The 18,791-nt window shown below is 67.3% G+C and carries 16 protein-coding genes; 7 read left to right on the plus strand and 9 right to left on the minus strand.

Annotation, left to right across the window (positions count from 1 at the left end; all coding sequences use genetic code 11):
- Positions 1-59: 59 nt before the first annotated feature.
- From MKW15_RS04985 to MKW15_RS05000, 4 genes are all read left to right on the plus strand, one after another.
- Positions 60-1,178 (plus strand): resuscitation-promoting factor, encoded by a 1,119-nt coding sequence (locus MKW15_RS04985; protein ID WP_240856469.1) that lies wholly within the window; start codon positions 60-62, stop codon positions 1,176-1,178.
- A complete protein-coding gene (gene rsmA / locus MKW15_RS04990; RefSeq protein ID WP_240856538.1) occupies positions 1,142-2,041 on the plus strand; it encodes a 16S rRNA (adenine(1518)-N(6)/adenine(1519)-N(6))-dimethyltransferase RsmA in 900 nt (299 codons plus the stop codon). The genes MKW15_RS04985 and rsmA overlap by 37 nt, the downstream gene beginning before the upstream one ends.
- A 116-nt stretch (positions 2,042-2,157) precedes the next feature.
- Positions 2,158-2,745: a GNAT family N-acetyltransferase gene (locus tag MKW15_RS04995; RefSeq protein WP_240856470.1), complete on the plus strand. Its 588-nt coding sequence runs from the start codon at positions 2,158-2,160 to the stop codon at positions 2,743-2,745.
- Positions 2,746-2,779: 34 nt separating this feature from the next.
- Positions 2,780-3,733: a 4-(cytidine 5'-diphospho)-2-C-methyl-D-erythritol kinase gene (locus MKW15_RS05000; protein WP_240856471.1), complete on the plus strand. Its 954-nt coding sequence runs from the start codon at positions 2,780-2,782 to the stop codon at positions 3,731-3,733.
- A gap of 185 nt (positions 3,734-3,918) precedes the next feature.
- Here MKW15_RS05000 and MKW15_RS05005 read toward each other — a convergent pair whose 3' ends face one another.
- Positions 3,919-4,659, minus strand: a complete 741-nt coding sequence (locus MKW15_RS05005) for a glycoside hydrolase family 25 protein (protein WP_240856472.1) — start codon at positions 4,657-4,659, stop codon at positions 3,919-3,921.
- A gap of 42 nt (positions 4,660-4,701) precedes the next feature.
- Between MKW15_RS05005 and MKW15_RS05010 the strand changes: the two genes are divergently transcribed.
- Positions 4,702-5,850 carry a lipase family protein gene (locus MKW15_RS05010; protein WP_374246276.1) on the plus strand — a complete coding sequence of 383 codons (1,149 nt, stop codon included), beginning with the start codon at positions 4,702-4,704 and terminating at the stop codon, positions 5,848-5,850.
- Positions 5,851-5,867: 17 nt separating this feature from the next.
- Here the strand turns inward: MKW15_RS05010 and MKW15_RS05015 are convergent, their stop codons facing one another.
- The 3 genes from MKW15_RS05015 to MKW15_RS05025 all read right to left on the minus strand — a co-directional run bounded on the left by MKW15_RS05015 (position 5,868) and on the right by MKW15_RS05025 (position 9,917).
- The gene (locus MKW15_RS05015; RefSeq protein WP_240856473.1) at positions 5,868-7,667 is read right to left on the minus strand and encodes an ABC-F family ATP-binding cassette domain-containing protein; all 1,800 of its coding nucleotides are present in this window, start codon (positions 7,665-7,667) and stop codon (positions 5,868-5,870) included.
- A gap of 24 nt (positions 7,668-7,691) precedes the next feature.
- Positions 7,692-8,564 carry an SGNH/GDSL hydrolase family protein gene (locus MKW15_RS05020; RefSeq protein WP_240856474.1) on the minus strand — a complete coding sequence of 291 codons (873 nt, stop codon included), beginning with the start codon at positions 8,562-8,564 and terminating at the stop codon, positions 7,692-7,694.
- A 159-nt stretch (positions 8,565-8,723) separates the two neighbouring features.
- Positions 8,724-9,917 carry an acyl-CoA dehydrogenase family protein gene (locus tag MKW15_RS05025; RefSeq protein ID WP_240856475.1) on the minus strand — a complete coding sequence of 398 codons (1,194 nt, stop codon included), beginning with the start codon at positions 9,915-9,917 and terminating at the stop codon, positions 8,724-8,726.
- A 133-nt stretch (positions 9,918-10,050) separates the two neighbouring features.
- On the opposite strand from MKW15_RS05025, the gene MKW15_RS05030 reads away from it, so the two are divergent.
- Entirely contained in the window at positions 10,051-11,274 is a 1,224-nt protein-coding gene (locus MKW15_RS05030) for an acetyl-CoA C-acetyltransferase (protein ID WP_240856476.1), read from the plus strand.
- A gap of 511 nt (positions 11,275-11,785) precedes the next feature.
- On the opposite strand, the gene MKW15_RS05035 is transcribed toward MKW15_RS05030, so the two are convergent.
- The gene (locus tag MKW15_RS05035; RefSeq protein WP_240856477.1) at positions 11,786-12,520 is read right to left on the minus strand and encodes an alpha/beta fold hydrolase; all 735 of its coding nucleotides are present in this window, start codon (positions 12,518-12,520) and stop codon (positions 11,786-11,788) included.
- 69 nt (positions 12,521-12,589) lie between these two features.
- A complete protein-coding gene (locus MKW15_RS05040; RefSeq protein ID WP_240856478.1) occupies positions 12,590-14,203 on the minus strand; it encodes an ABC-F family ATP-binding cassette domain-containing protein in 1,614 nt (537 codons plus the stop codon).
- 142 nt (positions 14,204-14,345) lie between these two features.
- Here MKW15_RS05040 and MKW15_RS05045 point away from each other — a divergent pair, with 142 nt between their 5' ends.
- Positions 14,346-15,347 (plus strand): enoyl-CoA hydratase/isomerase family protein, encoded by a 1,002-nt coding sequence (locus MKW15_RS05045; RefSeq protein WP_240856479.1) that lies wholly within the window; start codon positions 14,346-14,348, stop codon positions 15,345-15,347.
- A gap of 14 nt (positions 15,348-15,361) precedes the next feature.
- Here MKW15_RS05045 and MKW15_RS05050 read toward each other — a convergent pair whose 3' ends face one another.
- The 3 genes from MKW15_RS05050 to MKW15_RS05060 all read right to left on the minus strand — a co-directional run bounded on the left by MKW15_RS05050 (position 15,362) and on the right by MKW15_RS05060 (position 18,689).
- Positions 15,362-16,117 (minus strand): hypothetical protein, encoded by a 756-nt coding sequence (locus MKW15_RS05050; RefSeq protein WP_240856480.1) that lies wholly within the window; start codon positions 16,115-16,117, stop codon positions 15,362-15,364.
- A gap of 15 nt (positions 16,118-16,132) precedes the next feature.
- Positions 16,133-17,752, minus strand: coding sequence for a peptide chain release factor 3 (locus MKW15_RS05055; RefSeq protein WP_240856481.1), 1,620 nt, complete (start codon positions 17,750-17,752; stop codon positions 16,133-16,135).
- 85 nt (positions 17,753-17,837) lie between these two features.
- Positions 17,838-18,689, minus strand: coding sequence for a type IV toxin-antitoxin system AbiEi family antitoxin domain-containing protein (locus MKW15_RS05060; RefSeq protein WP_240856482.1), 852 nt, complete (start codon positions 18,687-18,689; stop codon positions 17,838-17,840).
- Positions 18,690-18,791: the final 102 nt, after the last annotated feature.

Consider the following 18,791-nt stretch of genomic DNA (forward strand, 5'->3'; position numbering starts at 1 on the left):
GGATGTGTTGTGTCTAGCGCGTTGGTGGACGCCCGTGTAGTCGATCAGGATGTTTCACCTTGTCTGTGCTCTCGAAGATCAACGAGTCCAAGTCCACCCGTGCGCGTGTGGCGCTCGGAGCTGTGCTCGCGACCGTCGCCGCCGGTGGTGTCATGGGCATCGCCATGCACAAGAACGTCACGATCGACGTCGACGGCTCCACTCAGAACGTGTCGACGATGGCGTTGTCGGTGGAATCGCTCCTCTCCTCACAGGGCATCGACCCGGTCGACGGCGACAAGGTGACCCCGGCGCTCGACTCCGGCTTCGACGACGGCCAGACGATCACCGTGCACCGGAAGAAGACCCTCACCCTCGACATCGACGGTCGTTCCGAGGTTGTTACCACCAACGCGGTCACCATCGACCAACTGCTGGCCGAGCGCGGACTCGCGCACGCCGCAGATCTCCCGAACTTCCAGCCGCACGCCGCGATGCCGGTCAAGGGCGGCGTCGTCGATCTGGCCATGCCCAAGAAGGTGCAGCTGACCGACGGCACCGCGGTCTCGCGACCGACCGTTGCCGCCCAGACCGTCGCCGATCTGCTCGCGACCCTGGGTAATCCGCTGGTCGCCACCGACAAGGTGGTGCCCCCGGCGAACACCCCGGTCAGCGCGAACATGAAGATCAACGTGACGCGCATCCGCACCGAGACGTCGACCGTCAACGAAGCTGTCGCACCGCCAGAGGTCAAGAAGAACGATCCGACCCTCATCAAGGACCGCAAGGTCGTGGTGAAGAAGGGCAAGCCGGGTCAGGCGCGGGTGACTTACAACATCACCACCGTCAACGGCAAGGTCGTCAAGCGTGAGCGCCTGCAGTCGGTCGTACTGGCTGCGCCGGTCGCCGCGACCGTCCGCGTCGGCACCAAGCCGGGTGCACCGTTCGTGCCGTACGGCGTCTGGGACGCCCTCGCGCAGTGTGAGGCCACCGGCAACTGGGCCATCAACACCGGCAACGGCTTCTACGGCGGCGTCCAGTTCGACCAGAACACCTGGGATCGCTGGGGCGGCCAGGAGTACGCGCCGCGCGCCGACCTGGCGACACGCGAGGAGCAGATCGCCATCGCCAAGAAGACTCAGGCCGCACAGGGCTGGGGCGCCTGGCCCTCCTGCTCGTCCCGACTGGGTCTGCGCTGACCGACTCCGACGCACGCAGGGTCGGTCTCCTCGGTCCTGTAGAGATCCGACGTCTCGCCGACGAGGTGGGGGTGCGCCCCACCAAGACACTCGGGCAGAACTTCGTTCATGACGCCAATACGGTGCGACGTATCGTCGCCGTCTCGGGTGTTGGCCCCGACGACACCGTCCTCGAGGTCGGTCCCGGGCTCGGATCACTGACCCTCGCGCTGCTCGAGGTCGTCGGCCGGGTGGTGGCGGTGGAGATCGATCCTGTTCTCGCCGAGCTACTTCCGAGGACTGTCGCAGACCGCGCGCCGTCGCGCGTGGATCACTTCGAGGTGATCACCGCGGACGCGCTGCGTGTGTCGAGAAGTGATCTGCCGGTGCTGCCGACCGCGTTGGTCGCGAATCTGCCGTACAACGTCGCCGTTCCGGTGTTATTGCACCTTCTGGCCGAATTTCCGGAGATCACAACCGCTTTGGTGATGGTGCAGGCGGAAGTGGCCGATCGGCTCGCCGCCGGACCGGGCAGCCGCACGTACGGGGTCCCCAGCGTGAAGGCGCGCTACCACGGCACGGTCAGTCGTGCCGGAGCGGTGGGCCGCAACGTCTTCTGGCCCGAGCCGAAGGTCGAATCGGGGCTGGTGCGCGTCGAACGGACGTCCACCTACCCGCAGGATGCCGAGTTGCGAGCGGATGTCTTCGCGGTCATCGACGCAGCATTTGCGCAGCGCCGCAAGACGATGCGCTCGGCACTCGCCGGCTGGGCCGGCTCACCCGCCGAGGCCGAACGCCGACTGCGCGCCGCCGACATCGATCCCGGAATCCGTGGTGAACGGCTGTCCGTCGACGATTTCGTGCGCCTGGCCCAAACGAACTAGGGCGTGTCTCCCAATCCCTCGCAGTGGGATTGGGAGGCACGCCCTAATTCGCTCGCTTTGTCCGGTTCCGGCTCGTACCCTGTTGCAACACAAGCCGATACCGAAGGGAGAGCGCGATGACAGTAGACACGCACGTGAAGACCCTACGCACAGGACGACTCGTCATGCGCCTTCCCGAAGAGCGCGACATCGAGCCGATCTTTCAGGCGTGTCAGGACCCGCTCATCCAGCGATTCACGCTGGTGCCGGTTCCGTATCGACGCTCGGACGCCGAATGGTTCGTTCGGGTGAACGCGCCGAACCCCGCCTCGGTGACCTGGTCGATCGAGGCCGCCGACGGGCATCTCGCCGGGACGATCGGGGTGTCGTTGAAGGGCGACGGGTCGGGTTCGGTCGGGTACTGGTGCGCGCCCGCCGATCGAGGCAACGGCTATCTGGGTGAAGCGCTGCATGCCGTCGTAGAGCACGCGTTCGACGACGAGGACGGGCTCGGGCTGCGGCGGGTGACGTGGCGAGCTCTGTGCGACAATGTCGTGTCGGCCCGCATGGCTGCGGCGGCCGGGTTCCGCTACACAGGGGTACGCACCGACAACCTGCGTGATGGCGACGAACGGATGCACACCGCCGAGCTCTGGGCAGCCGATGATCGGTCGCCGCAGATCTGGCCCGCGGACGTGGGCGGAATCTCGAAGTCGGGTGCCTGACGTCGCCGGGCAGCCTCGGTTAGGCTGATTTCTTGTGCCTCGCTCGTCCCTGTCGGTGGTGTCCGACTCCGTCACGGCGCGGGCTCCGTCGAAGGTCAATCTGCACCTGGGCGTGGGTCCGCGCCGGGCAGACGGCTACCACGACCTCGTCACGGTCTTCCAGGCCCTGTCGCTGCACGACGACGTGCGGGTAGCGCCGTCCACCGGCCTGCAGGTGACGGTGCGCGGCGAGGGTGCGTCGTCGGTGCCCGCCGACGACTCCAACCTGGCCGCACGAGCAGTGATCGCGCTCGCGCAGTGGGCCGGACGCGAACCCCGCGTCGACATCGACATCGACAAATCGATCCCGGTGGCCGGCGGCATGGCCGGTGGTAGCGCCGACGCGGCGGCAGCCCTCGTGGCCGCCGCCACGATGTGGAAACTCGACATCGACCGGGCGGAGCTGTCGGAGATCGCGGCGACGCTGGGCAGCGACGTGCCCTTCGCTCTCCATGGCACCACCGCGCTGGGGACCGGCCGGGGTGAGCAACTCATGTCGGTGCTGTCGCGTGGTGAGTTCCACTGGGTGCTGGCGTTGGCCCGAGAAGGGTTGTCGACGCCGCAGGTGTACGGCGAACTGGATCGGTTGCGCGACAGCCGATCTGACGGTTCCGAAGACGATGAGGATTTGCTGCGTTCGCCCGACGAATTGATGGTGGCGTTGGCTGCCGGCGACCCGGAAGCCGTCGCCCCGCTACTGCACAACGATCTGCAGCCGGCGGCCCTGAGTTTGCAGCCCACGCTGCGTCGAACGCTGCGCGCCGGGGTGGACGCGGGTGCGCTGAATGGCATCGTGTCGGGCTCCGGACCGACCTGTGCGTTCCTGTGCGCGGACGAGGATGCCGCGGTCAACGTCGCGGCGGAACTCTCCGGGGCCGGGGTCGCGCGTTCGGTGCGCACCGCGTCGGGACCGGCGGTCGGTGCGCGGGTGGTCAGTCCGGGCGTGTGATTCCCTGCCTCTCCCTGAGGCGCCCCCTCCGCTCCCTGAGGTGCGAGCGAAGCGAGCCTCGAAGGGCCTGGTGAGACGACCAATGTCCTCTCGCCAGGGGGCTTCGAGGCTCGCAGGCTCGCACCTCAGCCATCGGTGGGGGCTGCTCGCACCTAGCTGGCGGGGGTGCGGTGACGCTCGGTGGATCAACTGCCGAAGACGTTGATGGCGTTTCCGTAGGCGCGCAGCGACGCGATCGAACCGTTGTAGCGGTTCAGGTCGACGCGGGTGGGGACGCCGGGCAGGCGACCCGACGAGGTGTACTGCCAGAACCGCCAGGTGCGCCAGCCGCCGCGCGGCATCTGTGGGGCACTGCGGCCGTTGTACGACGCGATCCAGAGTGGGTGGTCGGCGAACTCGCGGGTCCCGCCCATCGCGGTGTTCCAGAAGTTCGGGTAGGTGTACAGGATCGTCTTGCGTCCGGTGAGCGGCTCGAGCGTCGCGAAGAACTCCCGCGCCCACGCGGCGAGAGCCCGCGGCCCGAGGCCGCCGCTGTGCTCGAAGTCGAGTACCGGCGGAAGGTCGAGAATGCCGTTCTGGCCGAGCACGATCGTCGCGTAGAAGATGGCTTGCGGTGCAGCGGGCCGACTGGGGTCGGCGTAGTGGTAGGTCCCGCGAATCAGTCCGGCGGCGCGCATGGCGAGACTGTCGGTGATGAAATACGGGTTCACATACCAGGTCGACTCGGTGGCCTTCACCATCGCGATCTGTTGCCCGGCCGCGCGAACCGCGAACCAGTTGATCGACGCACCGCCCGGATGCTGATGGCTCGACACGTCGGGACCGATGGTCTGCGGAGCCGCGTCCGCGCCCGGGACCTGCGACAACCCGCCCACGACGAGGGCAGCGGTGAGTGTGACGGCGACCACGATTCGTCGGACAACCACAGGTCAACGCTAGGTGATGCGGTGGACTATTACAGTTGTTTCGTGCGACCGACACTCATCCGGCCCGTGGTGGCAGCGATCGTGGTGCTGCTCGCCGCCGCCTGGGGGGTCGCCGTCGTGCCGCCGCAGGCGTCGGCCGCGGCACCCATCCCCGGCTTTGTCTTCTCGGCACGGCCCCTCGCTGCCGACCAGTTGCCCTCGGGTGCGGCGCAGGGCACCGACCTCGTCTACGCGACTCTCGATCAGAACGGCCGCCCTGCCATGGCGAGCGGGGTCTTCTGGACGCCGCGCGGCACCCCGCCTGCCGGTGGATGGCCGGTGGTGTCGTGGGCGCACGGAACCACCGGCATCGCCGATGACTGCGCACCGAGTCGAACTCGGCACGGCGACGGTCTCGAAGCTCCCGTCCGAAAGGCGCTCGACGCCGGATACGCCGTCACCGCCACCGACTACGCCGGGATGGGATCGGCGGGGGAGACCGAGTACCTCGGTGGCCGGGCGGCCGCGCACGCGATCGTCGACATCATCCATGCCGCACGGTCGATCGATTCCTCACTGTCGACGCGGTGGGTGTCGACCGGGCATTCGCAGGGTGGGCATGCCGCGCTGTTCGCGGCCCGGTTCGCCGGCGAGTACGCGCCGGATCTGTCGCTGCGCGCGGCCGTTGCCATCGCCCCGGTGTCGTCGATCGAGAACTACTTCGGCCTCTTTGGCCCGCGCACACCGGGATTGGGCCGATTCAACGGATTCAGCGGACTGTTCCTCTACATCTTGGCCGGCCTCGACCACGCCCGCCGCGACCTCGGCATCGCCGACCACCTCACCGACAACGGCCGCCGCTACCTCGACGCCGCCCGCGAACAGTGCTACGGCGACCTGAACGAGTCGCTGCGGTCGACCTCACCGGGATCGTTGGTGGCCAAGCCTTTTGACGACAGCGCGTTCCGCGACGCCCTGCGTGACTACGCGGCGGTACCGACCGGTGGCTACTCCGTGCCGGTGCGCATCGAACACGGCTTCCTCGACCCCGTTCTGCCGTACTTCCTGAGCCGCGATCTCCGCAAGGAAATGCGCGACGACGGCACCGACGTCACGCTGAAGACCTACCTGCGAGCCGACCACACGACCGTCGTCGACGAGTCACTCGACGACACGATGCGGGCCATCAAGGACGGGTTCGCGCGGGACTGATCAGCCGATCAGCCCCGTCAGCCGATCAGTTCCGACAACTCCAGCCAGCGTTCCTCGAGTTCGGCGGTCTCCACCTCGACCGCCCGCAACGAACCGGCGAGTTCGTGCAGACCGGTGTGATCGCTCTGATCGTGCTCGGCCATCCGCTGATGCAGACGCTCGACCTCGACGCCCAACTTGTCGAGCCGCCGCTCGATGGACGACGCCTCCTTTTCTGCCGCGCGACGATCGGCGCCCGACAACGCCGGTGCACCAGCCGTATCGGGTTTCGGTGAAGCCACAACCGATTCCGACGCCGAGGCCTCGGCCCGCCGCAGTCGCAGGAACTCGTCGACGCCGCCCGGCAGATGTCGGAGTCGTCGGTGGAGGATGCCGTACTGCTGATCGGTGACGCGTTCGAGGAAGTACCGGTCGTGGGAGACGACGATCAAGGTGCCGGGCCACGAATCGAGCAGGTCCTCGAGCGCGGCCAGCATGTCGGTGTCGAGGTCATTGGTCGGCTCGTCGAGGATGAGGACGTTGGGTGCGTCGAGCAGGATGAGCAACAGTTGCAGCCGGCGCTTCTGCCCGCCGGACAGATCGCGGACCGGGGTGGACAGCTGTGCACCGTCGAAGCCGAGTCGTTCGAGGAGCTGCGACGGTGAGAGTTCCTGCGCCTTGGAGCCCGACCCGAAGGTGTAGGTGCTGCGCAGGTCGGCCAGCACCACCCGCACCGGGTCGTCGAGGAAGGGGTCGAGGTCGTCGAGACGCTGGGTGAGTGTCGCGACCTTGACGGTCTTGCCGCGCTTGACCCGTCCGCCCGTCGGTTCCACCGTGCCGGCGATCAGACCGAGCAGCGTCGACTTGCCCGCGCCGTTGGCCCCGAGGATGCCGGTGCGTTCACCGGGTGCCAGTCGCCACTCGACGTCGTGCAGCACCTCGCGACCGTCGTAGGACACCGAGGCGTCGAGAAGGTCGACGACGTCCTTGCCGAGGCGTGCGACCGCGAGCGACTGCAGAGCGACGTTGTCGCGGATCTGCGGGACGTCGGCGATGAGTGCGTTGGCGGCGTCGACGCGGAACTTGGGTTTCGAGGTCCGGGCCGGGGCCCCGCGTCGTAGCCAGGCGAGTTCCTTGCGGGCGAGGTTCTGCCGGCGCGCCTCGATGGCGGCGGCCTGCCGGTCTCGTTCCACCCGCTGCAGGATGTAGGCCGCGTAGCCACCCTCGAAGGGTTCGACGATGCGGTCGTGCACCTCCCAGGTGGTGGTGCACACCTCGTCGAGGAACCACCGGTCGTGGGTGACCACCAGCAGCCCACCGGCGTTCGGCGGCCAGCGTTTCTTGAGATGCTCCGCGAGCCAGGTGATGGCCTCGACGTCGAGGTGGTTGGTCGGCTCGTCGAGGGCGAGGATGTCGTGATCGCCGGCGAGCAGCCGGGCCAGCGAGACGCGTCGCCGTTGCCCGCCGGACAGCGATTTGACCGGGGCGTTCCAGTCGACGTCGCCGAGCAGACCGGCGATGACGTCGCGGATTCGCGGGTCCGACGCCCATTCGTGTTCGGGTCGGTCGCCGACCACCACGTCGCCGACCGTTTGATCGCCGTCGAACACATCGGCCTGATCCAGCACACCTACTCGGACCCCGCCGCGGACCGTCACGCGGCCCGAGTCGGGCTCGCGCCGCCCGGCCAGCATCGCCAGCAGGCTGGACTTGCCGTCACCGTTGCGTCCGACGATGCCGATCCGGTCGCCCTCGTTGACGCCGAGGGACACCGAGTCGAAGACCTTGGTCGTCGGATACTCCAGGCCGAGGGCTTCTGCCCCGAGAAGATGTGCCACCCGACAACGCTAACCGAGGTGGGATTACCGCCTGATGGCGCCGTTCACCATCATTGCGATGGCCAGTGCGCCGGCCTGGTTGAGGTGGAACGGATAGGCGATGGTGTTGGACAACGCGGATTCGTACCAGGGGTTGATGAGGTTGCACGGATCGTGCCCGGCAGAGAGGCGATTGGCGTCGACGAAGGTTCCGTTCACCTTCACCGTCGCCCGCCAGAGCGCGCCGTTCGCGCGGTTGAACACCCGGTTCATGTAGCGGGTGTCGGGGTCGCTGAGCGGCACCATCGGCCAGCAGCCGTGGTTGCCCATGAAGCCGCCGATGCCGACGACGATGATCTGTGCGCGGGGCGCCTTGCGTCGGATCGCCTTGAGCGCAGGCGTGACCCGGTTCTCCATCGTCGCGATTCGCGCGCGGACCTCGTTCTCGACGCTACGACTGTGCCGGCAGCGTCGATCCTGGAACGGCGCGGTGGTGCATCGGGCGTAGATCCGGCCCCAGGCCATGTCGTTGCCGCCGATGCTGACGGTGATCAGCTCGGCGTCGCGCGGGACCAGATACAGCTGCGGCACCTTGTATCCGGCGTTGGTGCGCTGCCCGTAGGCATAGAGGTTTGCCGACTTCGCGCCTGCACAGGAGGTGTCGACGTAGCGGCGGGGAAGCGTCATCGCGGCGACGTAGAGCGGGTAGTTCAGCAACGACCGTTTGCAGCCGAGGAAGTAGTCGGGCGTCATGGAGAAGAATGCGCCCGACGCGCGGGAATCGCCCATCGCGACATAGGGGCCGTGGTTGTAGCGGACGGGCTGGACGACCGGTGCGGCGTTGGGTTCGGCGTGAGCCGGCGACCACGCGGCGGACACCAAGGAAACGACGAAAGCGGTCACCAGGACCAACGTCACGCCGCGCCCGATCCCCCGATGTGTCCCCCCTCGACGTACCACCCGAACCACTCGTCCACTCACTTTCGCCAACAAACATCCGACACCGGCCCCGGCGCTCAGCAGATTCTAAGGCACGACCCACTTTCTCGGGTCAACTATGGCGTACGCCACATTTGCTCACCTGTCGCGGTACTCCCGCAGCAGGCCGCGGCTGATGATCTGCTTCTGGATCTCGCTCGTGCCCTCGCCGATCAGCAGAAACGGCGCCTCACGCATCAGACGTTCGATCTCGTATTCCTTCGAGTAGCCGTAGCCGCCATGGATGCGGAAGCTGGCCTGGGTGACCTCGGCGCAGTATTCGCTGGTCAGGTACTTGGCCATGCCCGCGGCGACGTCGTTGCGTTCCCCCGAGTCCTTGAGGCGTGCCGCGTTGACCATCATCAGGTGTCCGGCCTCCACCTTGGTGGCCATCTCGGCGAGCGAGAACGCCACCGCCTGGTGTTCGGCGATGGGCTTGCCGAAGGTGCTGCGCTGCTGTGCGTATCGGACGGCGAGTTCGAAAGCGCGCTGCGCCACCCCGCACGCCCGGGCAGACACGTTCACGCGGCCGACCTCCACACCGTCCATCATGTGGGCGAACCCGCGGCCGCTGACCCCGCCCAGAATGTCGGTTCGCTCGGCGCGGTAGTCGTCGAAGATGAGTTCGGTGGTGTCGATGCCCTTGTAACCCATCTTCTCGATCTTCCCGGGGATCGTCAGGCCCGGTTTGATCTCGCCGAAGCCCGACGGTTTCTCGATCAGGAAGGTCGTCAGATTGTGGTGCGGTTTCTCGGCACCTTCGTCGGTGCGGACCAGTGCGGCCACCAGGGTGGACGATGCGCCGTTGGTCAGCCACATCTTCTGACCGTTGATCCGGTAGCCGTCGCCGTCGGCCTTGGCGGTCGTCTTGATGGCCGCGACGTCGGACCCGAGGTCGGGTTCGCTCATCGAGAAGGCGCCGCGCACCTCGCCGGTGGCCATGCGCGGCAAGAAGTGCTGCTTCTGTTCGTCGGTGCCGTGCTGGCGGATCATGTAGGCGACGATGAAGTGCGTGTTGATCACCCCGGACACGCTCATCCAGCCGCGCGCCAGTTCTTCCACACACAGCGCGTAGGTGAGCAGCGACTCGCCGAGGCCCCCGTACTCGTCGGGAATCATCAGGCCGAACAGGCCCATCTCGCGCATGTCGGCCACGATCTTCTCGGGGTAGGCGTCGGCATGCTCGAGTTCGTTTGCGGCCGGGATGATCTCGCGGTCGACGTAGGACCGGACGGTGGCGAGGATGTCGCGCTGGAACTCGGTGAGATCGAGGGTCTGGGCGATGCGGGCCATGTGGTCAGCTCCGTTGCTTCTCGGCAGTGATGGCGCCGTGTGAGTGTCACACATCGCGGGACCCGGGGGTGGCCCGGGATGTGTGACGTGTAGAACGATTCTCGGTGCCACAACTGCCCGAGAGGACCACCCCATGCGTGAGATCGTCATCTGCGAACCGCTCCGCACACCGATCGGCCGGTATGGCGGGATGTTCGCCTCGCTCACGGCCGTCGACCTGGGTGTCGCCGTGCTGACCGGCCTGCTGGAGCGGACGGGCCTGCTCCCCGATGCCGTCGACGACGTGATCCTCGGGCAGTGCAACCCCAACAGTGAGGCCCCGGCCATCGGACGTGTGGTGGCGCTCGACGCCGGGCTCGGGGTGGCCGTGCCCGGTATGCACGTCGATCGTCGGTGCGGTTCCGGCTTGCAGGCGGTGATCCAGGCCGGTCTGCAGGTCGCCGCCGGCGCCGACGACGTGGTGATCGCCGGAGGGACCGAGTCGATGAGCAATGCGTCGTTCTACTCGCTGGACATGCGGTGGGGCGGTGCGCGGTCGGGTGTCGAGGTGCACGACAGCCTCGCGCGCGCTCGCACGACGTCGGGTGGACGGAATCACCCGGTCGCGGGCGGGATGATCGAGACCGCGGAGAACCTGCGTCGGGAGTACGGCATCGAGCGTGTCGAGCAGGACGAGTTGTCGTTGGCATCGCACGAGCGCGCGGTCCGCGCCCAGCGCGACGGCATCTTCGCCGAGGAGATCATCCCGGTGCGGGTGGCCGGGCGTAAGGGCGAGACGATCATCGACACCGACGAGCACCCGCGCCCCGACATCTCGATGGACGCGTTGGCGCGACTGAAACCGATACTGGTGGAGACGGATTCGGAGGCGACGGTCACCGCGGGCAATGCCAGCGGGCAGAACGACGCGGCGTCGATGTGCGTGGTGACGACACCCGACGTCGCACACCGTCACGGCCTGGTGCCGATGGTGCGCCTGGTGTCGTGGGCGACGGCGGGAGTGCCGCCGGAGACGATGGGCATCGGTCCGGTGCCGGCGACCGCCAAGGCTCTGGGACTCGCCGGCCTCTCACTCGACGACGTCGGCCTCATCGAGCTCAACGAGGCGTTCGCCGCGCAGGCGCTCGCGGTGACGCGGGAGTGGGGGTTCGGGACATTCGGTGCCGGAACGGGTTTCGACCGGACCAACGTCAACGGCTCCGGAATCTCGCTGGGCCACCCGGTCGGCGCCACGGGTGGGCGCATGCTCGCGACGCTAGCCCGCGAAATGCGTCGTCGCTCAGTGCGTTACGGACTCGAGACGATGTGCATCGGCGGCGGACAGGGGCTTGCCGCGGTGTTCGAACTGGTGGATTGAGCCGCCGCAGCGTGGGCCCGCATTTCCGCTCCCTGAGCTGAGCGGGAGTAGCGCTTGCCGCCACCGCTCCCTGATCCGAAGAGTTCGGTGACCGACGCTCTGACCTGGGCAAATACGCTTGCATCGTGCCGAAAAATCTAGGGGAAGAACTTCCTCCCCTAAGTTCCAAGTCGTCCCCGCGAAAATTTGTGGGGAGGACTCCAAGGGTCGGGGAAGAAGTTTCTTCCCCTATTTTCTGTGCGGTCCCAGGCCGGACGACCACCCTTGTCTGGGTGCTCGTCGGCGTGTCGCGAACCGAGAACCGCGTTCTTCCCGCCTCCACGATCGCCGACGACGTCGGCGGGTGGGTCGCTGATACCCAAATAGCCCATTTGCCCTGGTCACGACGCCACCCCCGTGGCCGCAACACTGAGGTTCAAGGCTCTCGGCCGGCGCCTGGATCACCTAGCCAGCGGTGGACGGCGGCTTCGAGGCTCTCGGCCGGCGGAGTGGGGTGGGTGCGCAAACCGGCTCAAGCAACCGGCGGCAACCCCAGCGAGCACGACGACGCGAAATCGTCGATCAGCCGGCCCGTGCGTTCAGGCTGGATGAGCGGAAACAGGTGGCTCGCACCGGGGATGACGGTGAGTGCGGTGGCGTCGGATACGGCTTCGAATCGGCGTTCGTGCGCGCGGAACGGATCGCGTCCGCCGTTGACGAGTGCGATGGGACCCGGGAATCGCCCCAGTTCGCCCAGTGCGTCGAAATGCCGTACCTCGCCGACCACGTCGGAGATCGCGACCAGGGCCAGACCGCCGATCTCCATGTCGTCGGACACCTGACGACCGACGGTCACCCGGGTGAGCCAGCGGCTGATGGCGGCCGCCTCTTTCGGTAGGAAAGCGGTTGCCGCACCGAAGATCTGGAACGGCAGCGCGAACACGCGGCCGGGTTGGACGGTGGCGCACATCGGCATCACCCCGGCGACGAGTTCGGGATGCCGGCCGGCGACGGCCATCGCCACGTAGCCACCCATCGACATCCCGGCGATCACAGCTGGCCGGCCGAAGCCCTCGATCGCCGCGACCGCGGTGGCGACTGCGCCGTCGAGCGTGAAGGTTTCGGCCTGGCGCGCCCCGTGCCCGGGGAGGTCGGGATGCACGACGCGGCGGTTGGGGATGGCGGCGGCGATGCGGTGCAACGACTCGCCGCTCACCCGGATGCCGTGCACGAGAACGACTGGTGTGGCGTCATGAACAGAGGTCACCCCAGGCAGCGTGCAGGTTGTGGCTGGCGTGGCGGTGGCCGGGAGGAAAACGTCGGGTGACAACCCCGTTCAGCTGTCGTCTCCCAGCGCAACAGTGCGGTCGATGCCGATCGCGTCGAGGAAACCACTGTCGTGCGACACGACGAGCAGTGCACCAGTCCAGTTGTTGAGGGCGTCGGCCAACTGGGTGACGGTGTCGAGATCGAGGTTGTTGGTCGGCTCGTCGAGGACTATCAGTTTCGGGGCGAGCGAAGCGACGGGGGATTGATGCGGGGCGAGCGAAGCGACGGGGGATTGATTCGGCGGAGACTCACGAAGGAGTGCCGACGCCAGGGCGACTCGTAGCCGTTCGCCGCCGGAGAGTTCTTCGACCGCGCGCTCGGCACGTGCACCTCGAAACAGGAACCGGGCCAGGTGCGCACGGACCTGCTGTGCCGGAATGTCGGGATGTGCCGCGCTGAGTTCGTCGGCGATGCTGCGGTGCGGATCGTCGAAGCCGAATCGCTGTGGCACATAGGCAAACGGGACGACGATCCGCCCGGTGTCGATCAGTTCGGTGATGAGCGTGGACTTCCCGGACCCGTTGGGGCCCACGAGCGCGACCCGCTCTGGACCGTCGATGCGCAGTCGGTCGTCGGTGATGACCTGCGCGTGGGCTGCCAGTTCCACTGTCGGCACGGTGATTCGGGTAGCGCGATCGTCGCGGAGGTCCGCACGTGCGGCGTCGAGCCGGGCGGATGCCGCAGTGACGTCGTCGCGATGGGCGTTGCGCAGCTTGCCGGCCGAGACTTGCGCTGCATCCCGCCGCAGGTGCGCGATGATCTTCGGGACCCGTTTCTCCCGTTCGGCCTTGTCGGCGGTGCGGGCGCGGCGGTCGAGCTTGATCTGTGCGTCGACGAGTTCGCGCTTCTGCTTGCGCAGATCCCCGGCCGCGGTCGTCGCGGTCGCGACCGCCGCGTCCTGCTCGGCGTCGACGACCTCCCGGTAGTGCGTGTACGGACCACCGAAGAGTCGGACCGAACCACGGTACAACTCGAGCGTGGCGTCGACCCGGTCGAGGAGTTCGAGGTCGTGGCTGACCACCACCACGGTTCCGGTGAAGGCATCGAGAGCATCGAAAAGCCTTGCTCGCGAGCGACTGTCGAGGTTGTTGGTCGGTTCGTCGAGCAACAGGACGGCCGGGCGGAGCAGCAGGCGGGCAGCGATCGCCAGCAGCGTGGCCTCACCGCCGGACAGACCGCCGACTCTGCGGTCGAGGTCTGTCGGCAACCCGAGTTTCGACAGCTCGGAGATCGCGCGATGTTCGATGTCCCACTCGTCTCCGACGACGGCGAAGTCGCGTTCGTCGACGGAGCCCGCCTCGATCCGACGGATCGCGTCGGCCACCGATGCCACGCCGAGGGCGGCGGCGATCGTCGTCGTGGGCTCGTCGAAGCTGTGCTGCGGAACAAGAGCCACGGCGCCGTGTGTGGTGACCGACCCGGAACTCGGCCGCAGTCGGCCGGCGATCAGTGCGAGCAGCGTCGACTTGCCCGCGCCGTTGGCGCCCACGAGCGAGTGCACACCCGTGCCGACGGTGAACGACAGGCCGTCGAACACCGGTGTGCCGTCCGGCCACGCGAAGGTGACGTCCGAGAAGGTGATGGGGGCCGACGATGGTGCGCCGAAATGAGATGCGGTCATGAAAACTCCCGAGATGGTGGCGGATCACGCGATGGGCGGTGTCCGCGGCGACGTGCGGACGCATCTCAGCTGTTCATGATGGCTCCACCGTAACGCCCGGGTGGGTCGGGATGTCAAGTTGGTTTCGCGCTACCGTGACGGCATGTCGCTTATTCGTACCTCGGTCGCCAACGGTGTCGGTGAAGTCATCCTCGATCGCCCCAAGGCGCTCAACGCGCTGGATCAGAGCATGATCGACGACATGCATGCGGTCCTCACCGTCTGGGCCGACGACGACTCGGTCGAGACGGTGCTCGTCACCTCGGCGAGCGACCGCGCATTCTGTGCGGGCGGCGACATCCGTGCGATCCGCGACCACGCCGTCGATGGCGACATCGACGCGATCACCCACTACTTCCACAGCGAGTACCGCCTCGACCAACTCGTCGCCGACTATCCGAAGGCCTATGTCAGCCTCATCGACGGCGCCGCGATGGGCGGTGGACTGGGAATCAGTGTGCACGGCGAGATCCGGGTGGTGACCGAGAAGGCCCTCATCGCGATGCCGGAGACCGCGATCGGCTTCTTCCCGGACATCGGCTCCACGTATTTCCTGCCGCGGCTGCCCGACGGCGTCGGAATGTGGCTGGGGCTCACCGGTGCTCGTATTCGCGGCATCGACGCGGTGGCGGTCGGCCTCGCCACCCATTTCGTCGCGTCCGCGGATCTGCCGGACGTCGCCGACGCGATCCGGTCGGGCGCGCCGCTCGCCGACGCCCTCGCGACGTCGGGAACCGACGAAACCAGCGACGTGCCACTACGCAAGATCGGGGAGTACTTCGCCGACGACAACGTCGTGGCGATCGTCGGCGGCCTGCGCGGCGCGGTCGGCGACGAGTGGGCCGCCGAGATGCTGGCGCTGATCGAGAACGCCTCGCCGACAAGCCTGTTGGTCACCGCAGCGATGGTGAAGGCGGGCGCGCGATCGGGTCTCGACGAATGCTTCGATCGCGAACTCCATGCAGCACAACGGATCACAACCACCAACGACTTCCTCGAAGGAGTCCGGGCGGTACTGGTCGACAAGGATCGCAACCCGCATTTCGACCCCGCCACCATCGAGGCGGTCGACCCGGCCGTCGTGGCCACGATCGTCGGGGACTGAAGTCCGGACGCACCTCACGGACGGATGTCGAACCACCCACTGAACGACACCGTGGCCGGTGGACCCGGCGTCGTCGTCGATGTGGTGGGCGGAAGAGTCGTCCCAGGAGCGGGAGGCGGTGGCGGTGGTGGCGCGCTCGACGACGACTCGTCGGCGTCGTAGGGCACCGCGTCGTCGGGTGCGATGGGGTTCGCGTCGGTGAGCGCGGCGGTCGGGCAGACGAAGGAGCCGGCCGCGCGGTCGTCGGACATCGCGGTGATCGTCAACGCGCACACCGCGGAATGGTGATAAGCGCCTCCCGCCGAGACGCCGACCTGGGCGTTGATCGGCGCGGTGAGCGGTCCGACCTTGGGTCGTACGGTCCCGATGTTCGGGAGGACGCCACCGGTGAGCTCGCCGATGAGAAACTCGAGCTGCGCGCCGTCGGTACCCGCACCCTTGAAGACGAACAGCAGGGAATCCGGCGGCACGTCCGGTTGCGCCGGACCCCATCTGGCGAATTCGTAGCAGGTCGTATTGTCCGGCCCCACCACCGCGACGCGCATGAATCCCTTGCGGAACGCCAGATCGTGTGCGGCGCGGTCGATCCTGCCCTGGGGTGCTTCGGCGAGGCACTGGTCGGTTTCGAGGGTGCGTGAGGTGGCGGGCGTCGTGGGGGCGGCCGTCGACGACGCAGCATCGTCGGTGGTTTCCGCCCCGCAGCCTGCCACGCCAAGCGCAACGACAACGCCCAGCGCCGCGAACAACCGCATCCGAGAACGTGCGCTCATATCGGTTGTCCGCTCTCAATCCGCGGTCGCGACAAGGGGTTCCAGCGTGAGATCGGAATGCTCTTTCTCGATGTACTGCAGCCGCCACTTGTCACTGAACAGCGCGAGGATCGCGCCGTCGGTACGAGTGAACACTTCGACGCCGCGCTGCCGATCGAGTTCGGGTGCGCTCTGCTCGTCGGTCCGTCGGGCCAGGGTGTAGCCGAGCGGGTCGATGACGGTGTCGACGTTGAACTCCGACTTCATCCGTGCGGTGACCACTTCGAACTGCATCGGACCCACCGCCGCGAGCACCGGCGAGGCGTCGCCTCGGGTGTCGTTGCGCAGGACCTGAACCACGCCTTCGCTGTCGAGTTGATCCATCGCCTTGCGGAACTGCTTGTACTTGTCCGCGGTGGTTGCCCGCAGCGACGAGAAGTGTTCGGGTGCAAAGGACGGGATCGGCGGGAACTGCACCCGTGGGCCGTCGAACAGTGTGTCGCCAGGGGCGAGTGCGGTCGCGTTGACCAGTCCCACCACGTCGCCGGGAAATGCCACGTCGACCGTCGAACGGTCCCGACCGAACACCGCCTGGGCGTACTTGGTGGCGAACGGTTTCCCGGTCTGCGCATGGGTGACCACCATGCCGCGCTCGAACTCGCCGGACACAATACGCATGTACGCCAAGCGATCTCGGTGACTCGCGTCCATGCCGGCCTGCACCTTGAACACCACCGCGCTGAACGGGTCGGTGACCTCACGCTCGCCGCCGTCGACGTCCGCGCGACCGGCGGGTGCGGGGGCCAGCTCGACGAGCGTCTCCAGCAGTTGTCGCACACCGAAGTTGAGCATGGCCGACGCGAAGATCATCGGGGACGTCTGCCCGGCGAGGAACATCTCCTGATCGTGATCCTGACCCATCTCGCTGAGCAGTTCGCTCTCCTCGACGGCGGCGATCCAGGCGTCACCTTCGCGTTCGGCCGCGTCGTCGGCAGTCACAAACTCCTCGGGTGCGATCTTGGCGCCGCCCGCGGTGCGGGTGAAATGCACGTACTCGCCGGTGCGACGATCGAGCAGTCCGCGGAAGTCGCCGGCGATGCCGACCGGCACGAACAACGGCGTCGGCGTGAGGCCGATGCGTTCGGAGATCTCGTCGATCAGTTCGAGGGGTGTGCGGCCGGGTCGGTCCCATTTGTTGATGACCGTGACCACCGGGATACCGCGATGCCGGCACACCTGGAACAGCTTCAGCGTCTGCGGTTCGAGACCCTTGGCTGCGTCGATGAGCATCACCGCCGCGTCGACCGCCGTGAGCACCCGGTAGGTGTCCTCGGAGAAGTCGGCGTGGCCGGGGGTGTCGACGAGATTGATGACGTGCGGCAGGTCGGGATTGTCGGGTGAAGTGGTCGGCGAACCCTGCGAGGTGTAGTTGAACTGCAGCGCGGTCGAGCTCACCGAGATGCCGCGAGCCTTCTCCATCTCCATCCAGTCCGAGACGGTCGATTTGCGTCCGGCCTTGCCGTGGATGGCACCGGCTTCGCTGATCATGCGCGCATGCAACGCCAGCGCCTCGGTCATCGTCGACTTACCCGCGTCGGGGTGGGAGATGATCGCGAAGGTCCGGCGGCGTCTCACTTCTTCGGCCACAGAACTCACCTGATGAGGCTACCCGTCGGTCCGACAGTGGCCCAAACCGGCGAGGTTGCCACGACGCTCGGAAACCGAGCGCGGTGGCAACCACTCATGCTGCGGGCCGTTTGAGTGCGTGCCGGACTTCTGCCGCGACCTTCATCGGCCGCAATGTGATGTCGTCCCACGTGAAGTGCAGTGCTCGCCAACCGTTGCCTGTCAGAACGTTGCGTTTGGTGCGATCACGCTGCAACACCTCGGAATCACGGTGGTACGCGAATCCGTCGATTTCGACGATGAGCTCGGACTCTTCGAACACGAAGTCCCACGGGTGACCATGGATCTCGAAGTTGGCGATCCATCCAGTGATGTCCGCGTCGCGAAACACCTCCGCGACGATGCGCTCGGCCTCGCTACGTGTTCCGTTTCGCATCGCGGCGAGGGTCTGCCGTGCCCACGGCGCACCGCGTCGTCGTGGATATCGCGCATGGGCCGCGTCGAGCTGGTCAAGTGTCACCCGCTTGCGCAACAGTGCGTTGTCGAGCACACGCACGCCCTGAACGGCGGCGGCCTCGAGCGCGGTCAGTGCCGGCGCTGTGACGCGCAGGCCATCTACGACGACGACGTCGCACTCGTGAAGCCGCCGGCAATGGATGTCGACGTCGCTGCCGACGGTTCGATGGTGCCCTTTGGCCGGCGTCGTCACACTGAGCGTGGCCGGCAGCCTGTCGATCAGGCCGAGCCACCACGCTGCGGAGACCCCGCTCAGAGTTGCGGCTTTCCCGACCGACGCCACCGCCGCGCGAACGCGCGTCCGGTCGGTCTCCGGGTGTGCCGCCGACCGGTAGACCCCCAACACAACTCGTACCCACTCACCGCGGGCGACGCGACGATTCACTGCTGCCGAGCTCATGCCGCAGGCGCGGGCCTCGGCGATGGTGATGATGCCGTCGTGCGCTGCCAAGAAAGTGCGTGTGTCCACATGAGATCAGACGCTCTGCACCGCCCGGCGGATCCCCCGGCTCGAAAGTGGTTGCCACGACGCTCGGAAACCGAGCGCCTTGGC

This window comes from Gordonia gummivorans (assembly GCF_022513585.1).
GTDB lineage: Bacteria > Actinomycetota > Actinomycetes > Mycobacteriales > Mycobacteriaceae > Gordonia.